Here is a 22,524-nt window from a genome sequence, read left to right as displayed (position 1 = left end):
GCGCACCTGGGGGCTGGGATCCGGCCCTGTGATGTCAGTCGCGGCGGTCGTCGCGACGGTCGTCGCGATCGTCACCCCGGTCGTCACGCCGGTCGTCACGCCGGTCGCCGCGGCGGTTAATCCCGTGGGCGACAACAACGGCCCCGCCAACGGCGGCTGCGGTCCGGCGCCTGCGTCGTGCTGCGAGCGGCATGTCAGGCTCCTTCCTTCATTGCTTCGGGCGAGTTGGCTTCGGCGTCTTCGTCGGCTTGGAAGGCAGCGATGACGGCCTGGGTCGGGATCCGGCCGCTGGCCACGAGCTGGCCGCCGGCCTTGCGTACAGCCGCGCCGAACGGGGCAGCCCACTGGTTCTCCCAGACGAGCACCGCGGCCGAGTGACCGGGCTCGATCGTCTCGGCCAAATCCATGACGTCCTGCTCAGAGAGCACCATGGCCAGGTCGGCCTCGGCCATGCGCACCGCGCCGAGCTCGCTCGCGTCGAGGTCGGAAATCTCCGCCGTCTCGAGCTCGCCGTCCTCGGTCTTCCTCAGGAACACCATGTCGAGCACCCTGATCAGGTCACGCTGGACCAGGTCCTCCAGAAACGGGGCGATCTGGCCGTTGCCGAAGTTGGGACCCGGGAACTCCACCACGAGCCAGTCCACCGGCCCTAGTTCATCCAATGACTCAGCCATGCTGAGGACCTCCGTTTCTCATTGGGTACAAGGCGATCCGACGGACCACCGCAGTTCCATCCTGTGCCCCGGGTGGGGTGCTGCGCCTCATCCTGCCCGGGTGAGCTCACATACCGGCCACCCGAGTGTCGTGTGGGGCCTCCGTTGTCCGGACCCCTGTGCGACGATGTCGGAATGGAAGAGACCACTGAAGTCCTGCGCTATGCCGCCTTTACCACTGCGCCCGACGGCGGCAATCCGGCGGGAGTGGTCCTGAACGCGACCCGGCTGGACGACGCCCGAATGCAGGCCATAGCGGCCGACGTCGGCTACGCGGAAACGGTCTTCGTCACCGAGGCGGCGGTTGACGGCGACTCCCGCCGGAACCGTTTGCGGTACTTCTCCCCGATCGCCGAGGTGCCGTTCTGCGGCCATGCCACGATTGCTTTGGCGGTCGCGCTGTCCGGGCTTGACGGCGTGGGGACCTTTCTCTTCGACACGCCGGTGGGGCCTGTCGCGATCGAGACCACGGGCCAGGGCGCAGCGGTGACGGCATCCTTCACGAGCGTCGAGCCGCGAGTGGCCGAGTTCCCCGACGGTGTCCTGAGCACCCTGCTCGGGCTGCTCGGCGTGGGCCCGGACGAGCTGCACCCTGAGTACCCTCCGAGGGTCGCCTTTGCCGGGAACTGGCACCCCATTCTTGTCTTGGCAGAACGAGACACCTTTGACTCGTTCGTTTTCGACCCGGATGCCATGCGGGCGCTGATGGATGCCCAGAACTGGGCCGGCACCGTCACGACGCTCTACGAGATGGGACCGGGAGAGTTCGACTCGCGCAACCCCTTCCCGGTGGGCACCATCACTGAAGATCCGGCGACCGGCTCGGCCGCCGCTGCTTTCGGCGGCTACCTCCGCTTGCTTTCACTCGTGGAGCCGCCAAGCCGCGTGGTGGTGCACCAAGGCAGCCATGTGGGCCGCCCGAGTGTGCTCACCGTCAACATCCCGCCCTCCGGCGGAATTAGGGTGAGCGGGCAAGCCGTCGAGATCACCTGAACCACCTCTCCGACGTCGTGAGCGGAACCGTGGGTGTCGGTGCGCACGGCCTCGGCCACCCGAGCCGCTTCCGTCAGCGTCCCCGGAATGCCAGAGTTGAGCCATGGATGAGGCAACCGGGAACGAGGAAGCCGGGAACGAGGAAGCCGGCGGGCTGGTCCTGAATCTGGAATGCACGCTCGATGCTCCCCCGGAAGAAGTCTTCAGGATGATGACGGAATCGACCGAGCTGGTGAAGTGGTGGGGTCCGCACGGCTTCACCATCCCTGCAGCCGAACTGAACCTCGCGGAAGGCGGCCGCTACCGGTTCCGCATGGCGCCGCCGGAAGGCGAACCGTTTCACCTCTCGGGCGAGTTCCTGGAGATCGATCCGCCATGGCGCCTGGTGTACACCTTCCGCTGGGAGGAACCGGCTCCAGACGACCGGGACACCGTCGTCGACCTCTCACTTGGGAGTACCGGCGAAGCCTCGCTCCTGGTGCTCTCGCAGGGGCCGTTCCTGACGGAAGAACGGCTGGCCCTGCACCGCAGCGGGTGGACCGAGTCGTTCGAGAAGTTGCAGACGGTATTGGGCAGCCGCACCTGAGGACCGGGAGGAAACGTGTCCCATACTGTTGAAGCTGTCCTGCACGACGGCACCGCCATTCATGTCTGGGTTCAGGGCACCGGGCGTTCCGTGTTGCTCCCCGTCCGGATCGAGCCTCATCCGCCGTCGGAAGCCGAGACGATGCGGCGCTGGGGTGCGGACCCCGAGCTCGGGCTCAACCTGGTCGGCGGGCTCGCCCGCTCCTACGGCGTCATCTCGGCACTACGAGGGTCACCGGATGGCACACCCCGCGCCGGACACGCTGACCCCGGACAATGTCGCGGCCGACCTGCTGGCCATCGCGGACGCGGCCGGGGCCGACACCTTCGCCTACTACGGGTATTCGTGGCTGGCGCTGGCCGGGCTGCAGCTTGCCATCCGCACGGACCGGCTCTGGGCGCTGGCCATGGGCGGCTATCCGCCGCTCGAGGGCCCCTACCAGAGCATGCTCTCCGTCACGCGCTCGGCGCACAGGATGGCGACCGAAGCGGCCGCCCAAAGCGGCCTGGCCGACGTCGATGTGGCGGCTGCCGAGGGTGACGTTGCCGAGGCTGATGCTGGCGGGATTGACTTCAGCAACATTGAACCGGGCGACTGGGACGCCTTCCCCGTCCAGACGTCCGAGGCGCAGACCCGGCAATTCGTCACCCTGTACGAGGCGCTTCAAGACTTCGACGACTCCCAAGTGAGGCTGCCGCCGGGACTTGCGCGGCTGGCCTTCGCCGGCTCGGCAGACAGGATCGACTACGGTCCGGCCTGGGACAACGTGCAGGTCCGCATCGGTGAACCCCTCGCCGCCCACGAACACGAGCTCACCGCCGTCGGATGGGATGTCCGCGTTCTCCCCGGCCTTGACCACATCGGCGCGATGAACAGCAAGGTCGTGATGCCCCTGCTCCAGGACTTTCTCCAGAAGGCGGCCTCGTAGCCCAAAACACAAACAACGCGGGGTCACATCGCGCCCAATAATGCCCTTCGAATGGGCCGTAGGTGACCCCGCCTTGCCGTGTATGGGTGCCTTGCCTCGGGGGAAGGCGTGGCTGTCCTCCGTCCCGCGAAGGGTGCGCCGCCAGGGCAGCATCACCACGGCAACGAATCTTGGGAAGCCGGCAACGAATTGTCATACCGGCCTCGTAGTCTGCCCGCACAAGCTTGAACCGTCCGGCAGGGGATGACATGGCTGACCAGATCCACGAGGCTGTAGGCAGGACGCCTTCCCTGCCTGCGGCAGGTGCCCCGCTCCCTGCATTATCCGAGCCGGATGAACCCGGCTGGCCGGAATCACTGGCAGCCGGTGATCTGTTCACCGACGATGCAGTAGCGGACTACGTGCACCGGCTGAGCCGATACCCCTTGCTCACAGCCGAGCAGGAACTGGAACTGGCGCAAGACATCGAGGCGGGGCTTTTCGCGGAACACCTGTTGGCCGACGGACCACCACGGCCGGGTCAGGACCTAACGGAACTTCGGACTATCGTCCTTCTGGGCCAGCGTGCCGTCGAGGCGCTGCTCCACGCCAACCTCCGGCTTGTCGTCTCGATCGCCAAGCACTACACCCACCAGGGCCTCGACTTTCCGGACTTGATCCAGGAAGGCAACGTGGGACTACACAAGGCCGTTTGCAAATTCGACTTCACCAAAGGCCTCAGATTCTCCACCTATGCCACGTGGTGCATCCGGCACACCATCCTCCGGGCGCTAAGCGATCAGGCACGACTTATCCGTCTCCCGGTTAACGTCGTCGACCAGATGCAGAGAGTCCGAACTGCGCAACGGGCGGCCGAAATGACGGGCACGGTTTGCAGTAGAGAATATCTTGGTCAGCTGACGAACCACTCGGTGGAGAAGCTCGAATGTCTGTTGTCCTTGGACAAGCCGATATGTTCGCTGGACTTTCAAGTGCCTGACGGCAGGGGCGGAACCGAAGCACTGGCCGAACAGTTGTTGGATCCGGCTAATCTCGACACTGCCGATTTGCTCTTTCGCCAACAGTTGAGGGCGCAGGTTCAAGCCGTACTCGACACGCTCGAGGAGCGGGAGGCACGAGTCATAGCGATGCGCTTCGGCATGACAGACGGTGCTGGGAAATCGTTGAAGGATGTCGCGGAAGCGTTCGGCACGACCCGCGACCGAGTCCGCCAGATCGAACTCACGGCCTTGAAGAAGCTCAAACATCCGTCCCGGTCCAACCTCCTGCGGCAGTTTCACCTTGACGGTGACAGCCTATTCGTGGGGCCGACCTCAATCGGCGAAAACAACAGCGTCACAGGTCGATGACCCACAGCCTCAGCACGACAACGCGGGGTCACATAGCGCCCAATAATGCCCTCGGATTGGGCCGTAAGTGACCCCGCGTTGGTGTAGTTCGGCGCCTCGGCCTCCCGGTGACCCCGCGTTGGTGTGGAGGTTCTACTTCTGCAGCGCCGGGCTCGGGGACATTTCCGCGGCCTGGCGCAGCGCCTCGATCATGCTGCGCACGTCCACGATGCCCTTGCCCGCGATGTCGAAGGCCGTGCCGTGGTCCACCGAGGTGCGGATCACGGGCAGGCCCACGGTGATGTTGACGCCGGCCTCGATGCCCAGGACCTTCACGGGGCCGTGGCCCTGGTCGTGGTACATCGCCACGATGAGGTCGTAGTCGCCGCGGCCGGCCAGGAAGAAGGCGGTGTCGGCGGGGAGCGGGCCGCGGGCGTCAATGCCGTCGGCCTGCAGCTTTTCGATGGCCGGGGTGATCTTCTCCGCTTCCTCGCCGTAGCCGAAGAGGCCGTTCTCCCCCGCGTGCGGGTTGATGGCGCAGACGCCGATTTTGGGATTGGCGACGCCGGCGCGCTGCATGGCGCTGTGCCCGCGCCGCACGGTCCGTTCCACCAGGCCGGGCTCGATCTTGTTAACGGCGTCGATCAGGCCGATGTGCGTGGTGACGTGGATGACCTTGACCTTAGGCGTGGACAGCATCATGGACACTTCCTCCACCCCCATGAAGTGCGCCAGCAGTTCGGTGTGGCCGGGGTAGACGTGCCCGGCCTTGTGCAGCGCGGCCTTGTTCAGCGGGGCGGTGCAGATCCCCTGCACGGCGCCGCTCATCCCGAGCTCGCAGGCGATCCGGATGTAGTGGTAGGCGGCGTTGCCGGCCTCGGCGGATTCCACACCCCACGGCAGGTCGTGCGAGAGCAGTTTCGGATCGATCACGTTGATGCGGCCCGGTTCAAACACGGCGTCGGCCACGTCCTGGATCTCCACGATGTCAGCCTCGACGCCGAGGGCCTTCGCGCCCAGGCCCAGCCGGTACACGTCGCCGATCACCACCGGGCGGCAGTCGCGGTAGGCGTTTTCGGCCAGCAGCGCGCCCACCGTCACTTCGGGGCCGACGCCGGCGCCGTCGCCCATGGTGACGGCAATGAAGGGGCGGGTGTCCTGTGCTGTTGCATTCAATTCGGGTGCATTCAACGCTGAATTCATTGCTTCTCCAGATGGATCGGAAGGGTCGAGTGGTTCTTGCTGAGTGGGGCCGGCCGGTTCGGTGGTCCGGCGGCCGTGGATTGCGGAATAGAGCTGGTGCAGGGCCTGGTCGTCGCCGAAGCTGCCGGGTTTGGTGCCGACCAGCCTGCCGTCGTCGGCGAGACTGACCACGGCGCCGTGCTGGACGGCGACCAGCGGCTCGAGCGTGCGGATGCCCAGCGTGTCCAGCACGTCGCGGGCAGTCTCACCGCCGGTCAGGATGAGGTCGGGAAGGACGACGCCGGCGGCACTGCCGGCGGATCCAGTGCCGTCAAAGCCAGCACCGTCGGGCGCCTGCTGCGGGAAGTCCAGAGCGCTGGAAACGAAACGCGCCAGGTTCGTCACGATCGCGCCTGCCTCGCGGGGATTTACCTGCTCCGCGGTCACCGTCAGGGCCACCGGTTCGCCGGCGGCCAAGGCCTCGCGCACGGCGTGGAGCAGCGGGTCCGTCGCGTCGTCCCGCAGCTCCTCGGGGGTCAGTCCGACAAGCCGGAAGCCTCCCGCCTGGAGCTGCCGGAGTTGCCTGCGTGCGGCTTCCGAGGCGGAGCCGACGACGGCGAGCACCGGCCGCGCTCCGTCTCCGGGAAGGTTTGGGGTGCTGGAATTCGGTGTGGAATTCCTTAAGGTGTTCGTTGTGGAGTTTTGCGCGTTTCGCGCAGAATCGGGCGTTACGGTGGTTTCCTTGTACGCCAGTTCGGATTGCGACCCCGCCCCCGATCCGGGCTGCAACCGCCGGGCCAGAACGTCAGCTAGCCCGCCGGTGCCGACCAAAACAATGCGACGCCCGCCCGCGGAAAATCCCAACCGGGCGAGTGCTTCGACCACGGCTTCCAGGTCCGCCCCGCTTTCCCCGTCCGCGATCACGGTGGTGGGAACGCTGCCGGAGAACAGGTGACCAAGCCTGGCGGCCAGGTCGGTGGAGCGAACCACGGCGAGGTCCAGCATCTGCACTTCGGCCGCGGCAGCACGGTCGCCGGCAGAACCGCCATCAGCCGGCGTGCCCGCGGATTGCTCCAGCGCCTCTGAGACCAGCACCTCCGACAGATGCGCCGGCGGCAGAGCGGCCTCCGCCTTCCAAAGATCGGTTTCGGACAGCGGGACTCCGTCCGCATAGGGACGTCCGTCCACGACAGTCCGTCGCAGCTGGGGCAGCGCGCCGGCAACGAGAACGTGAAAGCCAAGGCCGGTCAGGGCCCCGACTTCGGCGCCGACGTTGCCCCGCCAGAGCGAGTCGATCTTCTTGAACAGCACCTGGGTGCCGACTATCTCGGTGCCGGCCACGTCTGTACCTGCAACATCCGGTCCCGGAAAAGCCCGGGCGACGGCGGCCGCGGCGTCCGCCGGGGAGGAAGACCGCGAGTGCGTGTCCACCACGGTCACCCCGGATTGCTCGGACCCCTGGGAACGCCCAGGTTCCCCGGAAGAAGGTTCGAGCAGGATCTGTGTGCTGAACCCGTACTGGGCAAAGCACTGTGCCACCTCGGCGGCGCCGGAAAAGTCGTCGGCCTGTATGAGGACTGCTGCCATGTTCCCTCCTCCCTGCCTTGAAGTAATGGATTGAAGCGATGAGCCGGTGAATGGGCTTGTGGATGAGGCTCTGAATCGAGCCGCTACCCCAGCCAATGGTCCGCCGGGGTGTTCCCATCATGACATAACTGCGCGGACTGCGCTAGAGAGGTTGCGTGAAACGCGCAATGATGGCAAAGTGATGCACATAACACGGCACCGGCCATCCGGCCCCAGCCGTTCCGTTCTAACCGAGAGGTCAACGATGACCGTTCTTCCTCAAGGAACCGAGTTTTCCCGGCGGCGCCTGCTGCAATTCGGCGCAGCCGCCGGACTTCTCTTTGGCACAGGCACAGTGGCCGGATGTGCCGGCCCCACCGGCCTGCCGGGACCCAGCACCCTGACCCTGGCGCTCAACCGCTCCCTGGTCAGCCTGGACAACAAGCTGAACCAGTTCGACGCCGCCGTCACCGTGCAGCGCGCCGTCCGCCAGGGCCTCACCGCCATCGGTCCGGAGACCAAGCCCGTCCTGGTCCTGGCCGAAAGCTTCAAAATGACCTCCCCCACGGTGTGGACCGTCCGGCTCCGCGAAGGCGTCAAGTACTCGGACGGCACGCCGCTGCAGATCGAGGACGTTGCCACTGCCCTGAAGATGTACCAAAAGGTTCAGGGCTCCTTTGTTGCCGGTTTCTTCCCCGAGTTCCCCACCGTGGTGCCCGTGGATGACCGGACGTTCCGGATGGAATCCAAGAAGCCCATCCCCATTCTGGATTCGCTCATGAGCATGATCCTGATCAGCCCCGCGGCCAAGAACAAGCCCGAGGAGCTGCAGGAAGGCGTGGGCACCGGCCCGTACGTCGTGACCAAGTTCAACCGCGGCGCCGGCACCTACAGCCTGAAGCGCAACGAGAACTATTGGGGCCCGGCCCCCAAGGTGGACAACGTCGAGGTCCGGTTCCTTCCCGAGGAATCCAGCCGCGTCATCGCACTGCGCAGCGGCGAGGTGGATGTCATTGACTCCATCACGCCCGACTCGCGCGAACAGCTGGCCGGGCTGCCCGGCGTCGTACTGAGTGAGTCTTCCAGTCTGCGGCTGAACCAGATCTTCTACAACTTCCGCAAGCCGGCCGGTCACCCGCTGGCCGATGTCCGGGTCCGTGAGGCCCTCAGCTGGGCCATCGACGGCGAAGCGCTGGTCAAGGACGTGCTGGTGAACTCTGTCAGCCAGGCCGAGGGCGTCACCCCGTCCAGCCTGACCGGTTTCGCCAAGACCGGCACCTACACCTTCGACCCGGAGAAGGCCAAGGCAACCCTGAAGAGCCTGGGCGTCAACGACCTCAGCCTGAAGATCATCTGGGAAACCGGCGAATTCGCGTCCGACACCTCCGTCATGGAGGCTCTCGTGGAGATGTTCGGCAACATCGGCGTCAAGGCCCAGCTCCAGCAGTTCGAACCCGGCGGCAACATCCTGGCCTGGCGCCAGGGCAAGCAGGGCGACTGGGACCTGCTGGGCAACGGCTTCAGCAGCCCCACCGGCCTGGCCATCACCATGATGCAGGGCATGTACGCCGGCACCGCGGAAAAGGAAAAGACCCGCGACACCTACCAGGGGTACGTGAATCCTGCCGTGCAGGCCAAGATCCAGGCCGCCGCCTCCGAGGTGGACCCCGTACGCCGGCAGCAGCTGATGGAAGTTGCCCAGAAGGCCATCTGGGAGACCTGGCCGTGCGCCTGGGCGTTCGTGCCCAAGTCCGTGCTGGCCCACCGGAACCGGGTGGGCGGCCTCTCGCTGGCGCCCACCAACTCCTACCCGCTTGCTGACGTCCGGCTGGAGGCCTAGACCATGACCAAGTACATCCTCAAGAGGCTCGGGCAGGGCCTGCTGACCGTGTTCCTCACGGTATCCACCGTGTTCATCCTGGTCCGGCTGGCCCCGGGCGATCCGGCCGTGGCCTACGCCGGCCCGCTGGCCACCACCGAAGAGCTCGCCAAGGTCCGGGAGCAGTTCGGCCTGGACCTGCCCCTGATCCAGCAGTACTGGATCTTCCTGCAGCAGCTGTTCACCGGAGACCTCGGCACCTCGTACTCCTTCCAGGCCCCGGCCATTCAGGTGGTCCTGGAGCGGATGCCCTACACCCTGACCCTGGCCACCGCCTCGATCCTGCTCACCGCGGTGGTCGCCATCCCGCTGGGCGTCTGGATGTCCCGCAGGCCGGACACCAAGAAGGAATTCGGCGTCAACGTGCTGACCATCGCCGGGCAGTCCATGCCGGACTTCTGGACCGGGATCATGCTGCTCACCTTCTTCGCCGTCCTCATCCCGATTTTCCCGGCCTCCGGCTTCGCCACTTGGAGCGCGCTGGTCCTGCCGACCGTCACCATCGCCATCCTGCAGATCGCCCTGATCTCGCGGATGGTCCGGCGGGAAATGACCACGAACTTCGCCGCACCCTACCTGACCGTGGCCCGTTCCCGCGGCGTCCGCAATTCCCTGCTGACCTGGCGCTACGCCATGGGCAACTCCGCCATCCCGGTCTTCACGGCCCTGGGCACCCGCTTCGCGGCCATGCTCAACGGCGTGGTGGTGGTGGAAGTGGTGTTCGCGTGGCCCGGCGTTGGTTCCCTCATTGTCCGGGCGCTGGAAACCCGCGACTACCCGCTGATCGTGGCCACCGTCCTGATCACCGCACTGCTGGCGGTTGGAGTCCAGCTGATTATCGACCTCGCCTACCCCCTGCTTGATCCCCGCATTCGTCTTGGAAAGGCGGCCACAGCATGAGCCTCAGCGACACCGCAACTCCTTCCGCAGGAAATCCATCGGGCGTCCCCTCAGGCCTCCCCGCCGAGCCGCCAGCCAGGAAGTCCTCCCCCAGCGCCGTCACCAAGGAGCTGATCGCCAAGGCCGGTGCCACCCGCCGCCGGGCCGGCGCCAAGTTCAAGATACGCACCGGCGTCATCTGCACGCTGCTGGTTGTTGTTCCCATCGTGCTGGCCGCGTTCCTGCCGCTGCCGGACCCCAACCACCAGAACCTTGCCCAGCGCCTGTTTCCCCCGCTGACCGAGGGACACCTGTTCGGCACCGACCAGCTGGGCCGCGACCTGCTCTCCCGGATCCTGCACGGCGGCCAGATCTCGCTCACCATCGGCGTCCTGGCCGTGGTGGTCTCCGGCGCCATCGGCATCATCTTCGGCGCGGCCGCAGGCTACTTCGGCGGCAAGCTGGACACCGTGGTCTCCCGCCTGATCGAGGCGCAGATGTCCCTCCCACTGCTGATGATGCTGCTGCTGGTGGTGGCGCTCTTCGGCGCCTCCATTCCGGTCATCACGTTCGTGATCGCCATCGCCCAATGGCCCGAGGTGGCACGCCTGACCCGCTCCATGGTGCTCGTGGAACGCGAAAAGCCCTACGTCTCCGCCGCCCGGATCCTGGGCCTGCACCGCGTGCAGATCCTGATCCAGCACGTCATCCCGAACGTCATCAAGCAGGCCACCCTGGTGGTGCTGCTCCTGCTGGCCCAGGCCGTGCTGCTGGAAAGCGCACTCGCCTTCCTCGGCGCCGGCCCGCAGCGGCCGTTCGCCACGTGGGGGCGCATCATCTCCGACGGCCAGGACTACCTCACCACCGCCTGGTGGCTGGTGACGGTGCCCGGCTTGGTGATCGCGGTCATGGTAGTGGGCGTGAACCTGCTGGGCGACGGCCTCCGCGACCGTCCCCGCCGCAAGAAGAAGGAGGCCTGAGAATGAGCGCACAGACCGCAGCCACAGCAACCCCCGCAGCACACTCCGAACAGCCGCTGCTGGAGGTCCGCGACTTCCAGGTGGAACTGATCACCGACGCCGGCATCGTCCGCGCCGTCGACGCGGTCAGCTTCTCGATCCACCGGGGCGAGACCGTCACCATCATCGGTGAGTCCGGTTCCGGGAAATCGACGACGGCGATGGGCATCCTCAGGCTCCTGCCGGAGGACCTCGCCGTGCTCTCGGGAACCGTCCTGATCGACGGCGTGGACGTCACCGCCGATCCCAAGGCCATCGACAAGGTCCGGGGCAGGACGCTCGCGCTGATCCCGCAGGACCCCATGACGGCGCTGAGCCCCGTGCACTCGATCGGCAACCAGCTCTCCGAGGCCATTCGGATCGCGGGAGCCGCCTCCAAGGACCCGGGCGCCGTCCGGGCCCGCGCCATCCGCCTGCTCGAACAGGTCCACATCCCCACCCCGGATGCGCAGCTGAAAAAATACCCGCACCAGCTCTCCGGCGGCATGCTCCAGCGCGTCCTGATCGCCATCGCGCTCGCCAGCGAGCCGCAGCTGCTGGTGGCCGATGAACCCACCTCCGCCCTGGACGTCACCGTCCAGGCCGGCATCCTGGACCTGCTGCTCGAACTGCAGGAACAGCGCGGCATCGGCATCCTGATGATCACGCACGACCTCGGGGTGGCACGGCTGATCTCGGACCGGATCCACGTCATGAAGGATGGCGCGTTCGTGGAGTCCGGCGAGGTCCAGCAGATCGTGGATAACCCCGCCACGGAGTACACCCGCAAGCTGCTCGCCGCCGTCCCCGTCCTGGGCGCCTGGGATGAAACACCGGCGGACGGCACCGCCCTGACCACAACTGGAGCCAGCCATGACTAAGCCGTTCCTGTCCGTCGAAAACCTCGTGGTGGACTACCACGTCTCGAAGGGAACCTTCCGGGCAGTGGACGACGTCTCGTTCTCGGTCGAGAAGGGCAAGACGATCGCCGTCGTCGGGGAATCCGGCTGCGGGAAGTCCACCATCGCCAAGGCGCTCATGCGCCTGGTCACGCCCAGCAGCGGGCGGATCGAGCTGGACGGCACGGACCTGGCACGGCTCAGCGAGGCCCAGCTGCGGCCTCTGCGCTCGAAATTCCAGATGGTCTTCCAGGACCCCTATGGTTCCCTCGACCCGCACCTCACCGCGCAGGAAATCGTCGCCGAGCCGCTCAAGCTCCAGGGTGTCCGGTCCCGGCACGAGCGGCACAAGGCGGCGGCCAGCCTGATCGACCAGGTGGGCCTGCCGGCCAACTCCCTGGACAAGCACCCGTCCGAGTTCTCCGGCGGCCAGCGGCAGCGGATCGGGATTGCCCGCGCGCTGGCGTCCAAGCCCGAACTGCTGGTCTGCGACGAGGCCACGAGCGCGCTCGACGTCTCGGTGCAGGCCCAGGTGCTGCGCCTGCTCAAATCCATCCAGGACGAAACCGGCATCACCTACGTCTTCATTTCGCACAACCTCGGCGTGGTGCAGGAAATCAGCGATACCGTGATGGTCATGCAGCGCGGCAAGCTCGTGGAGCACGGAACAACGGCGCAGGTCCTGACCGCGCCGAAGGAGGACTACACCCGCAAGCTCCGCCGTGCCGCCCTCGATCCGTCCACCATGACCGGCCTGAAGCCGCGGCACGTGGTCTCATCGCTGGCGCTGAAGACCAGCGCCTGAGCCCGCCACTACAGCCGTCAAAAGCAACCGTCAACGCAACCGTTCAACCAAACCCTGAGGAATCAACTCATGAGCATCCAGCCCGAAGGCACACCAGTGGACGGCCTGAAGCTACCGATCTCCAGGCTCGTCCTGGGCACCATGACCTTCGGCGACACCGCCGATGAGGCAACCGCCGGGCGCATGGTGGACGAGGCACTCGCCGCCGGCATCACCACCATCGACACCGCCAACGCCTATGTCGGCGGAGCCACCGAGGAGATGCTGTCCCGCCTCCTGAAGGAGCGCAGGTCCGACGTCGTCCTCGCCTCCAAGGCGGGCATGCCGCATCCGGACCACGGCCAGCACGCACCGCTGTCCAAGGAGGGCCTGCGGAACAGCGTTGAGGGCAGCCTGCGCCGGCTCGGCGTGGACAGCATCGACCTGTTCTACCTCCACCAGCCGGACCGGGCCACTCCCCTGCAGGAAACCCTGGGCACAGTGGCGGAGCTCGCCGCCGAAGGGAAAATCGGCGCCTTGGGCGTGTCCAACTTCGCGGCCTGGCAGATCGCCGACGTCATCCACACGGCCCGCGAAGTGGGCGCACCCCGGCCGGTGGTCGCGCAGCAGCTCTACAACCTCGTGGCGCGCCGGGTGGAAGAGGAATACCTCGAATTCGCCGCCACCCACCAGGTCCACACCATGGTCTACAACCCGCTCGGCGGCGGCCTGCTGACCGGCAAGCACAGCTTCGAAGCCAAGCCGACCGAGGGCCGCTTCGGTGACTCCAAACTCGCCGCGATGTACACCCAGCGATACTGGGACAAGCAGCTGTTCGAGGCGGTCAACGCCCTGGCCGGCATCGCGTCGGGGGCCGGGATCACCCTCGCCGAGCTGTCCCTGCGCTGGCTCGCCTACCGCGGCGGCGTCGGCTCCATGCTGCTGGGCGGCTCGAAGGTGGAGCAGCTGCAGGCCAACATCGCCGCCGTGGCCAGGGGCCCGCTGACGGACGACGTGACCGCCGCCTGCGACGCCGTCGGCACCGGGCTCCGCGGCCCGATGCCCGCCTACAACCGCTGACGCGCTGGCTCCCCTGACGCACCACAGACTCCCCGCTGATTTCCCGAAACTGAAGGCAGAAGACACGAACATGACATCTGAACTCGCCACCGAATTCGCCCGCAAGATCCGCGCCCGTGAGCAGGCGGTGGGCTACTGGACCGTGCTGGACGCACCCGTCGCCACCGAACGGATCAGCCGGCTCGGCTATGACTACGTGGCCTTGGACGCGCAGCACGGGCTGCTCGGCTACTCGGGCGTGCTGAACGGGCTCATCGCGATCGAGGCCGGCCACACCGCCGTCGGCATGGTGCGGGTGGAGGGCAACGACTTCACGGCGATCGGCAAGGCCCTCGACGCCGGCGCCGTCGGCGTGATCGTGCCGCTGGTCAACAGCGCGGCGGACGCCGCCGCGGCCGTCGCGGCGGCCAAGTACCCGCCGCTGGGCGGCCGCTCCTACGGACCCATGCGCTCGGCGCTGCGGATCGGCCCGGTTCCAGCCGAGGCCAACGCCGCCACTCTGGTCTTCGCCATGATCGAGACGCCCGAAGGGCTGGCCAACGTCAAGGAAATCTGCCAGACACCCGGCCTGGACGGCATCTACGTGGGACCGTCCGACCTTGCCATCGCCGTCGGCGCAGCCTTCCCGGGCGACCCCGCGGTGGAAACGGAATTCAACGCAGCACTGGAGACGATCGCGGACGCGGCTGCCGCCGCGGGAGTGGCCGCGGGCATCCACACGCCAGCCGGCGAGGTCGCCGCGCAACGGCTGCGCCAGGGCTACACCTTCACCACCATCTCCTCGGACCTGACCCACCTGGAGCTGGCCGCCAAGGCCCACCTGGCCGCCGCAACCGCAAAGGACTGAACTGTGCCTGCAACTGACGTGCCTGCAACTGACGTACCCGTGACTGACTCGGCCGCAACCGGCTTGCCTGCAACCGACTCGGTCAGGGCTGATTACAGCACCATCACGCCCGACGGCGAGGTGAAGGAGGCCGGCGGCAGCCTGTACGCGTACCTGCCGGCGCCCACTGTGCAGAGCCACGCGGCGAACCTCCTGACGCTGCCGGACGGCCGGCTCGGCTGCGTGTGGTTCGGCGGCACCCAGGAAGGCGTGCCGGATATCTCCATCTGGTTCTCCACCCTGGAGCCCGGAAGCCGCAAGTGGTCCCCGGCCGAGCAGCTCTCCGACGACTCCAGCCGCTCGGAACAAAACCCCATCCTCTTCGCCGCCCCGGACAATCGGCTCTGGCTGCTGTACACGGCGCAAAAGGCCGGGAACCAGGACACCGCCGAGGTCCGCCGCCGCATCTCCGCGGACGGCGGCCGGACCTGGGGGCCGGTGGAGACGCTGTTCCCCGCCAACGAAACCGGCGGCGTGTTCGTCCGGCAACTGCCCGTAGTGCTGCCGTCCGGCCGCTGGATCATCCCGATCTTCCGCTGCATCACCACGCCCGGCGAGAAGTGGGTGGGCAACAGCGACGACAGCGCCGTGATGATCTCCGACGACGCCGGCGCCACCTGGAGTGAGCATGTCCTCCCGGGCAGCCTGGGCTGCGTGCACATGAACATCCAGCCCGTGGCCGACGGTTCCCTGCTGGCCTTGTTCCGGAGCCGGTGGGCGGACTGGATTTATGAATCCCGCTCCACCGACGGCGGCACCACCTGGAGCGAACCCGTTCCCACCGAGCTGCCGAACAACAACTCCTCCATCCAGTTCACCGCGCTCGCCGACGGCCGGCTGGCGCTGGTCTACAACCACAGCCAGGCCGAAGCGTCGACCGAACGCCGGCTCTCGCTCTACGACGAAATCGACGACGAGGGCCTCGCCGACGAACAGGCCCAGCTTCCCGAGCCGGTGGTCACCTCTGGATCGGACGACACTTCCGGCGCCGGGTCCGACGTCGGCGGCTCGGCCGGCGGGTCAGGCGGGTCCGCCGGCGGATCGGAAGGCGGCCGGAGCGCGTTCTGGGGCACGCCGCGGTCCCCGATGACGCTGGCCATCTCGGAGGACTCGGGCCGCAGCTGGCCCATCCGGCGGAACCTCGACGTCGGCGACGGCTACTGCCTGTCCAACAACTCCCGCGACGGCCTGAACCGCGAATACTCTTACCCGTCGATCCATCAAGGCCGAGACGGCGCCCTCAACATCGCCTACACCTACTTCCGCCAGGCGATCAAGTACGTCCGCGTGGATCCTCAGTGGGCCTACGAGGGCACCAGCACGCCCGGCGAAGAGGCAGCAGAACAGGCCAGCAGCCGGGCCGGAGGCGGGGAGCGGGGATGACCCAACCAGCGAGCGCCGACCCAGCGACCACCCTCGGGCCTACAGCCGCGGCCGAACCAACAGCGGCAGCCGCGCCGCACGCCGTCGTCACCGGCTGCAGCTCGGGCATCGGCAGAGCGATTGCGGTCCGGTTGCTGGCGGACGGCTGGCAGGTGACCGGGCTCAGCCGGAGCGAGCCCGTGCTCGGGCCGGGCTTTCAGTGGCGGCAGGCCGACCTCTCGGACCCCGCATCCCTGGCCGCCGTCGTCCAGGGCCTGCCTCCGGTGAATGCCTTGGTCCATGCCGCCGGCTTTCAGCGGACCGCCCTCCTGGGCGAGCTGGATCCTGGCGCGCTGGCCGGGATGTTCGCCGTGCATGTGGCCGCCGCGAGCAGCCTGGCCAACGCCCTGGTTCCGCAGATGCCCGACGGCGGCCGCGTACTCCTGGTTGGCAGCCGGACCTCCACCGGTTCCCCCGGGAAGAGCCAGTACGCGGCCACCAAGGCTGCGTTGCTGGGGATGGGCCGGACCTGGGCGCAGGAACTGGCCCCTCGCGGGATCACCGTGAATGTGCTGTCCCCCGGCCCCACAGACACCCCGATGCTGGCCGATCCTGGCCGGGCCGCCACACCGCCGAAGCTGCCCGCCCTGGGCCAACTCGTGGACCCGGAGGACGTGGCTGCGCTCGCAGGCTTCCTGCTGGGCCGGCACGGGAAGTCCATCACGGGACAGAACTATGTGATCTGCGGCGGCGCGTCCCTATGAACGGGTGCGCTGTGAACGGATGCGCGGGGAACCGGTGCGGGGTGAACAAATGCGCTCCGAACGAAGGCGCAGTGAGCCGATGCGCCGTGAACCGATTCCCGCCGGCTCGGAATACCATGAGCACAGCGATGTACCGACCGGTACGGCAACGATGCGACACCAGCCGGTGAAGGAGGGCCAGCGATGACTACCGCCAAAGCCAGGCGCGAAGAGATTTACCACCTTGCCGTGACCACGGGCCTGGCGTCCGTGGAGGAACTGGCGGGGCGTTTTGCCGTGACCGCTTCCACGATCCGGCGCGACCTTGCCCGGTTGAACGAGCAGGGGAAACTCGCCAGGACTTACGGGGGCGCCGTCGCGTTGGGCGCGCACCCTGAGCCGTCACTGCGGCAGCGGACCGGCGAGGCCTTTGAACAAAAGCATGCCATCGCTCTTTGGGCTGCCTCCGAGGTCAAGGACGGGGAAAATATCCTGCTCGACGGCGGCTCAACAGTTGGCGCCATGGCGCACGCCCTGCGGGACAGGGAAAATCTGTCCGTCACCACACCGGGAATTAACACGCTCCAGGAACTGGCCGACTCGCCCGGAATCCAGGTGGACTGCCTGGGCGGACGCCTCCGCGGGGTCAGCCAGACATTCGTGGGTCCCATTGCGGAGGCCGCCCTGGAACGCATGACGTTCGACCGGGTGTTCCTGGGCGCGGACGCCGTCACGGCCGACGCCGGTCTGTGTGAAGCCGACCAGGCGCAGACGCGCCTCAAAGAACTGATGGCGCGCCGCGGCGACATGCTCTACGTGCTCGCGGATTCCACGAAGCTTGGCAAGCGTCCCTTCCATGCCTGGGTCCGGCTTCCCGCCCCCTGGATCCTCGTCACCGACGACCACGCGGATCCGGAGCAGGTTGAGCTCTTCAGGAGATCCGGCGTGACGGTCCAGCTCGTTGACCTGCCGCCGGCACAGGCCGCCTGACGCAACCTCGCCGACGTCGAACGGCCCTGGCGTCGAACGGCCCTGGCGTCGAACGGTGCTGGCGTCGAACGGCTGTTCGCGTTCCATGGGGGAACGTGGACAGCCGTTTTCGTTATTGTCTGCCGGCCTTTATCCAACGGCCACAGCGCCAATTTGCCGCATGAGGCTCAGGTTATCTGTGGTGCCCCAGTGCTCGGCCACTTTGCCGTCTTCGACACGGATGATGTCAGTGCAGTCGAACTCGACGCTCTTGCCGGATGCCGGGAAGCCGCCCAGTTCCCCACGATGAGTGCCCGTGAGAACCACGTGGCACGCCTCCATGTTTCCGTCGGTCAGCGCGGGCTCAATCTCCTTGACCTTGATATCCGGGAAAGCCGACCGCATCATGTTGACGAAGTACTTGACACCGTCTTTGCCCGGCGGTTGCCCGGGTAGGGCCTCCTCGTGATCCACATAGCTATCCGCGGCCAACTCATCGATAAGGTCGAGGTTTCCGCTCTCTATGACGTCCTTGTAGAACCTCTCAATCAATCCAACACCTTTAGACATTTCTGACTCCTTGTAGGTGCGAGACCGAAATTTGGATCCCCCCGGCGTACTACACCGGCCGGTCGCGCAGACCGCTCCATCATGCGGTGCTACCAGACCCCCGGGCGTGTGTTCTGGCTCCCCGGCCAGGCATCAGCGGTCACACTTGAGCGCCGAGTAATTTTGTGAAAAACCAGTGAGAAACGGGCGAAACGCCTCGTTAAGGCCGAAGCTATTCCCGGCCGCTGATCATGTCAAGATGCCGCGATAACGGACGGTCGGACCGTCGCGGCACGCTTCGTGACGCAGCGGTTTCCCGGGTCAATCCGCGGTCAGGGCAGAATGTTAGCCATGACCCTTACGACCTTCGCGCTCATCCGCCATGGCCAGACCGATTGGAATGCGCAGCGCCGGCTGCAGGGATCCAGCGACATTCCGCTCAACGACGTCGGCCGCGGCCAAGCCCTGGACGCCGTCGCCACCCTGTCCGGTTACCAGTGGGACGCGGTCGTGTCCTCGCCGCTGAGCCGCGCCGCGGAAACTGCTGACCTGATCGCCGCAGGGCTGGGGCTCAAGGTGGCACGGCGGGTCCCGGAGCTCACCGAGCGTAGCTTCGGCCCGGCCGAGGGCATGCAGGACGGCCCCGAACTGGACGCCCTGCGCACGCCCGGCGGGTTCCACGGCGCCGAAAGCGAGGACGAGGCGGCTGAACGCGGTCTGGCCGCGCTCGCAGCCCTGGCCGAGGAGTTCCCCGGCCGCCGCCTCCTCGTCGTCGCCCACGGCACGCTCATCCGGGTGAGCCTCAGCCGCGCCATCGGCCGCACGCTGCCGAGCATCGACAACGCCGTGCTCAACCTGGCGCACCACCACGCCGTCGACGGCTGGCACCTTGAATACCTCAACGGCGAGCGGCTGACCGCGGGCCAGGACGAGGGGGAGCTGGCGGCGATCGCCGGCGCGCCCAGCCTGGCCTAGCCCTTGCGTTCAGGGGCTAACTTTCAAGGCCCTGAACGTCAGGCGGATTTACCCAGGCAAGTACCTCTCTCCCGGGCGCCAAGGCCGAGTGCTACGATTGCTACGGAGGCAGTCATGACAACCATCCCGCACCGTGAGCTCCGCAATCAGAGCAGCAAGATCCTTGAGCGCGTGAAGAACGGCGAAACCATCGATGTCACCAACAACGGCGAAGTGGCAGCCACGTTGATTCCGCCGGCAGTCTCTCCGTTCGAGCGGCTGCTGCTTTCCGGAAGTGTGCGGCGGGCGGCCTCACAAGCTGTTGATTTCCAGATTGTGCGGCGCGTCAGCAGCGACGCGACTACTGCCGAGATCGTCTCCGAGCTGCGCGGCGACCGTTGATCGTCTACATAGACACTTCCGCCGCCATTAAGTTGATCGTGGAGGAACCCGATTCGGCGGCCGCGGCACAGTACCTTTCAGCAGCAGCGCATCGAGGCGACCATCTGGTGGCCTCCATGCTCCTCTACACGGAACTGCATTGCGCCGCTCACCGCCGGGGCCTTCCGGCCGAATCGATCAACACGGTGTTGGGCGGAATCAACCTCGTGGATGTAGCCCGTTCGGATCTCCTGTACGCCGCCGCCATGCCCGGGAAGCTGCGTAGCGCCGACGCGATCCACCTTGCCACCGCAATCCGGCTGCAGACGGACGTCCTGGTGGCCTACGACGTCGAACTTGTCGCCGCTGCGACGGAAGCGGGCCTCCGTACGGAGTCCCCCGGCAGTACCCCCTAACGGATCCGGTCTCACACCACTGCCACGACCTTGTGCAAGGATGTCACCAACACGAACGGGGAGGTCCGGCGGTGACAGGTCTTGAGGGCGAGGGGCTGCCGATGACGGCCCTTGCGGTTGCGGCTGGACGGGCCGTGGAGGCGTCACGGCCGGACAAGCTGATTGACGACCCCTATGCTGCGGCCCTGGTGGAGAACGCGCACTCGTTGCAGGACTGGCCTCTCGTGTGGCCGCCGAACCCTTTGGACGCCCCTCCCCTGCACCACCCGATCCTGCTGGCCTCGACCTACATCGGCATGCGTACCCGCTTCATCGACGATTTCCTCCAGCCCGCCGAACAAACGCCCCAGACGGTCATCCTCGGCGCGGGGTTGGACACCCGCGCCTACCGGCTCCCCTGGGCCGATGACGCCCGCGTCCTGGAGCTCGACCTGGCCACGGTGTTGGAGTTCAAAGCCGAGGTGCTGGCCGGCCTGTCGGCTGAGCTCGGATGCGAGCTGGTGTCGGTGCCGGCCGACTTGTCCTGTTCCTGGGCCGAGCAACTCCAGGCGGCCGGCTTTGACCGGAGCCAGCCCACCACCTGGGTCATTGAAGGCCTGCTGCCCTATCTCGACGCGGACGCCCAGCTCCTGACACTGAAGGAGGTCGCGGCGTTGTCGGCGCCCCGATCGAGGGCCGTCATAGAGCGCGCTGTGGCACTGCCCCGCACTGAGGACTTTGGAGCCAAGCTGCGCGAGTTCAGTATCCAGTCCGGGCTGCCGATGAGCGAACTGCTGGCACGGGCCGACCCCCCGGACCCGGCCCGCGTCCTTGGAGTGGCCGGCTGGCGCTGCACCGAACACCCGGTCCAGGAGCTGTGCTCACGCTACGACCGGCGCATCTCGCTGACTCCCGACGCCGAGACGCCAGAGATGCCCGACGCCGAAACGCCCGACGCCGGGCCTCCAGCGGCACAGCGCGGCGGCCTCGTGCGCGCGTGGCTGTAGCGCCGCCGTCGTCGTCCTATTCCCGTTCCCGCCACAGCAGCGACACGACCAACACCACAGCTCCCAGCCCCAGCATCACGAACACCATCAGGCCCCAGTTGGCCTGGTTGACGCCGGTGCCGTAGAAGATGCCGATCAGCACGGTGGCCGTGATCGCCCCGACGTACCGGCAGGTCTGGTAGATCCCGGCGGCCACGCCGCGCTCCTCCGGCCGGGTGGACAGGTACATGCCCTGGCTGGAGGCGAGGCCGACCACCCCGTACGGCACGCCCAGCAGGGCTGTCATGGCAAGCACCAGCGGGATGGCGAACGACGCCGTCAGCAGCCACATCGCCCCCGACGCCGCAATGAGCAGCACCACGCCGGCGATCAGCACCCGCTTGACGTGGAAACGGTCGATCGCGCGGACCGTGAAAGGCGTCACCACCACCGACATCGCGGCCAGCGGCAGCATCAGCACCCCGACGACGCCCGGATCGTAGCCGCCGGCTTCCTGCAGCAGCTGCGGCAGGCCGAAGAACGCGAAGTAGTACACGGCGCTGAACACCGCGAACCCCAGGTAGACCAGCAACAGCGGCCGGTTGCGGCCCAGCAGCCGCAGGTCCAGGAACGGCGGGCTGAACCGCAGCTCGCGCCAGACGAACAGCACCGTGAGCAGCGTCCCGCCGCCCAGCAGCCCCCAGCGGTAGCCGGGAAGCACGTTCAGCAGCGCCATCATCACCAGCACCATGGCGCCGAGGAAGGCCAGAATTCCGGGGACGTCCGAGTCCCGCAGCAACTCGGAGACTCGGCCGCGTTCGCGCCCCTCGTCGGCAGGGGCGAAGCGCCGGACCAACACGATGGCCACCAGCGATAGCGGGACGTTCACCAGGAACAGCGCCTGCCATCCGATCAGGCTCACCAGCAGCCCGCCCACCACGGGCCCGACGGCGGCGGCGGACGTGTTGGCCATTTGGATCCGGCCCAGCGGCCGCGTGGATTTCACGTTCGCCTGCCGCGCCAGTTCCCCGACCATGACGACGGCGCTCGGGTAGGCGGTGGCGGTGCCGAGGGCCATGAAGGCGCGGGCCACGCAGAGCAGGGCGAAGTTCGGCGCAAAGGGGGCCAGCGAACACGTCACCACCACCAGTGCCATGCCCAGCATGAACAGCCTGCGCGGGCCGAACCGGTCCGCGAACCGCCCCATGAGCGGCTGGCCGGCTGCGGAGGTGAGGTAGAAGGCCGTGATCACCCAGGTGACCGTGGCGACGTCGAGCCCGAAATCCGCCCGCAGCACCACGAGGGCGACGGCGATCATCGAGGAGTTCAGCGGATTCAGTGCGGTGCCGAGGCTAAGGCCGGCGACGGCCAGGCCAGACCGGGGAGAGTTGCTCACGGCAACAAGTCTGTCCTACGGCCCGCCCTGAAGCCGAACCGGCGACCATGCCGGGGTGTCGGGCCTGGCACCGGGGCTTTTGGGGCGA

At 67.1% G+C, this 22,524-nt stretch carries 22 protein-coding genes; 18 read left to right on the top strand and 4 right to left on the bottom strand.

Annotated features, from left to right (window positions below; translation table 11 throughout):
* Nucleotides 1-194: 194 nt before the first annotated feature.
* Nucleotides 195-674 (bottom strand): DUF6325 family protein, encoded by a 480-nt coding sequence (locus tag BM372_RS12845; RefSeq protein ID WP_090955811.1) that lies wholly within the window; start codon nt 672-674, stop codon nt 195-197.
* Between the two features lie 174 nt (nt 675-848).
* Here BM372_RS12845 and BM372_RS12840 point away from each other — a divergent pair, with 174 nt between their 5' ends.
* From BM372_RS12840 to BM372_RS12825, 4 genes are all read left to right on the top strand, one after another.
* A complete protein-coding gene (locus BM372_RS12840; RefSeq protein ID WP_090955809.1) occupies nt 849-1,706 on the top strand; it encodes a PhzF family phenazine biosynthesis protein in 858 nt (285 codons plus the stop codon).
* Nucleotides 1,707-1,809: 103 nt separating this feature from the next.
* Nucleotides 1,810-2,292: an SRPBCC family protein gene (locus BM372_RS12835; RefSeq protein WP_090955807.1), complete on the top strand. Its 483-nt coding sequence runs from the start codon at nt 1,810-1,812 to the stop codon at nt 2,290-2,292.
* 238 nt (nt 2,293-2,530) lie between these two features.
* Nucleotides 2,531-3,220 (top strand): alpha/beta hydrolase, encoded by a 690-nt coding sequence (locus BM372_RS12830; protein ID WP_256214234.1) that lies wholly within the window; start codon nt 2,531-2,533, stop codon nt 3,218-3,220.
* 248 nt (nt 3,221-3,468) lie between these two features.
* Nucleotides 3,469-4,569, top strand: a complete 1,101-nt coding sequence (locus tag BM372_RS12825) for a sigma-70 family RNA polymerase sigma factor (protein WP_090955805.1) — start codon at nt 3,469-3,471, stop codon at nt 4,567-4,569.
* Between the two features lie 132 nt (nt 4,570-4,701).
* Here BM372_RS12825 and pdxA read toward each other — a convergent pair whose 3' ends face one another.
* Nucleotides 4,702-7,317, bottom strand: a complete 2,616-nt coding sequence (pdxA, locus tag BM372_RS12820; protein ID WP_090955803.1) for a 4-hydroxythreonine-4-phosphate dehydrogenase PdxA — start codon at nt 7,315-7,317, stop codon at nt 4,702-4,704.
* A 244-nt stretch (nt 7,318-7,561) separates the two neighbouring features.
* Here pdxA and BM372_RS12815 point away from each other — a divergent pair, with 244 nt between their 5' ends.
* The 10 genes from BM372_RS12815 (at nt 7,562) to BM372_RS12770 (ending at nt 17,796) form a co-directional block, all read left to right on the top strand.
* Nucleotides 7,562-9,136, top strand: coding sequence for an ABC transporter substrate-binding protein (locus BM372_RS12815; protein ID WP_090955802.1), 1,575 nt, complete (start codon nt 7,562-7,564; stop codon nt 9,134-9,136).
* 3 nt (nt 9,137-9,139) lie between these two features.
* Nucleotides 9,140-10,075 (top strand): ABC transporter permease, encoded by a 936-nt coding sequence (locus BM372_RS12810; RefSeq protein ID WP_090955800.1) that lies wholly within the window; start codon nt 9,140-9,142, stop codon nt 10,073-10,075.
* Nucleotides 10,072-11,034: an ABC transporter permease gene (locus BM372_RS12805; protein WP_090955798.1), complete on the top strand. Its 963-nt coding sequence runs from the start codon at nt 10,072-10,074 to the stop codon at nt 11,032-11,034. The genes BM372_RS12810 and BM372_RS12805 overlap by 4 nt, the downstream gene beginning before the upstream one ends.
* A gap of 2 nt (nt 11,035-11,036) precedes the next feature.
* A complete protein-coding gene (locus BM372_RS12800; protein WP_090955796.1) occupies nt 11,037-11,933 on the top strand; it encodes an ABC transporter ATP-binding protein in 897 nt (298 codons plus the stop codon).
* Nucleotides 11,926-12,756: an ATP-binding cassette domain-containing protein gene (locus tag BM372_RS12795; protein ID WP_090955794.1), complete on the top strand. Its 831-nt coding sequence runs from the start codon at nt 11,926-11,928 to the stop codon at nt 12,754-12,756. The genes BM372_RS12800 and BM372_RS12795 overlap by 8 nt, the downstream gene beginning before the upstream one ends.
* Before the next feature lie 69 nt (nt 12,757-12,825).
* A complete protein-coding gene (locus BM372_RS12790) occupies nt 12,826-13,815 on the top strand; it encodes an aldo/keto reductase (protein ID WP_090955792.1) in 990 nt (329 codons plus the stop codon).
* A 70-nt stretch (nt 13,816-13,885) separates the two neighbouring features.
* Nucleotides 13,886-14,662 carry an HpcH/HpaI aldolase family protein gene (locus BM372_RS12785; RefSeq protein WP_090955790.1) on the top strand — a complete coding sequence of 259 codons (777 nt, stop codon included), beginning with the start codon at nt 13,886-13,888 and terminating at the stop codon, nt 14,660-14,662.
* A 63-nt stretch (nt 14,663-14,725) separates the two neighbouring features.
* Nucleotides 14,726-16,084, top strand: coding sequence for a sialidase family protein (locus BM372_RS12780; RefSeq protein WP_090955939.1), 1,359 nt, complete (start codon nt 14,726-14,728; stop codon nt 16,082-16,084).
* Nucleotides 16,081-16,827: an SDR family NAD(P)-dependent oxidoreductase gene (locus tag BM372_RS12775; protein WP_090955788.1), complete on the top strand. Its 747-nt coding sequence runs from the start codon at nt 16,081-16,083 to the stop codon at nt 16,825-16,827. The genes BM372_RS12780 and BM372_RS12775 overlap by 4 nt, the downstream gene beginning before the upstream one ends.
* 183 nt (nt 16,828-17,010) lie before the next feature.
* The gene (locus BM372_RS12770; RefSeq protein ID WP_090955786.1) at nt 17,011-17,796 is read left to right on the top strand and encodes a DeoR/GlpR family DNA-binding transcription regulator; all 786 of its coding nucleotides are present in this window, start codon (nt 17,011-17,013) and stop codon (nt 17,794-17,796) included.
* Between the two features lie 129 nt (nt 17,797-17,925).
* Here the strand turns inward: BM372_RS12770 and BM372_RS12765 are convergent, their stop codons facing one another.
* Nucleotides 17,926-18,345 (bottom strand): ester cyclase, encoded by a 420-nt coding sequence (locus tag BM372_RS12765; protein WP_090955784.1) that lies wholly within the window; start codon nt 18,343-18,345, stop codon nt 17,926-17,928.
* A gap of 330 nt (nt 18,346-18,675) precedes the next feature.
* On the opposite strand from BM372_RS12765, the gene BM372_RS12760 reads away from it, so the two are divergent.
* The 4 genes from BM372_RS12760 (at nt 18,676) to BM372_RS12745 (ending at nt 21,061) form a co-directional block, all read left to right on the top strand.
* Nucleotides 18,676-19,299, top strand: a complete 624-nt coding sequence (locus BM372_RS12760; RefSeq protein WP_090955782.1) for a histidine phosphatase family protein — start codon at nt 18,676-18,678, stop codon at nt 19,297-19,299.
* A 114-nt stretch (nt 19,300-19,413) separates the two neighbouring features.
* Entirely contained in the window at nt 19,414-19,680 is a 267-nt protein-coding gene (locus BM372_RS12755) for a type II toxin-antitoxin system Phd/YefM family antitoxin (RefSeq protein ID WP_090955780.1), read from the top strand.
* The gene (locus BM372_RS12750; protein WP_090955778.1) at nt 19,677-20,075 is read left to right on the top strand and encodes a type II toxin-antitoxin system VapC family toxin; all 399 of its coding nucleotides are present in this window, start codon (nt 19,677-19,679) and stop codon (nt 20,073-20,075) included. The genes BM372_RS12755 and BM372_RS12750 overlap by 4 nt, the downstream gene beginning before the upstream one ends.
* Nucleotides 20,076-20,176: 101 nt before the next feature.
* On the top strand, nt 20,177-21,061 hold the full coding sequence (locus BM372_RS12745) for an SAM-dependent methyltransferase (protein WP_090955938.1): 885 nt from the start codon (nt 20,177-20,179) through the stop codon (nt 21,059-21,061).
* 16 nt (nt 21,062-21,077) lie between these two features.
* On the opposite strand, the gene BM372_RS12740 is transcribed toward BM372_RS12745, so the two are convergent.
* Nucleotides 21,078-22,436, bottom strand: coding sequence for an MFS transporter (locus BM372_RS12740; protein WP_090955776.1), 1,359 nt, complete (start codon nt 22,434-22,436; stop codon nt 21,078-21,080).
* Between the last annotated feature and the right edge of the window lie 88 nt (nt 22,437-22,524).

Source organism: Arthrobacter sp. ov118 (genome assembly GCF_900116495.1).
Classification (GTDB): Bacteria; Actinomycetota; Actinomycetes; order Actinomycetales; family Micrococcaceae; genus Arthrobacter.
This window is presented reverse-complemented; position numbering and strand designations above follow the sequence as displayed.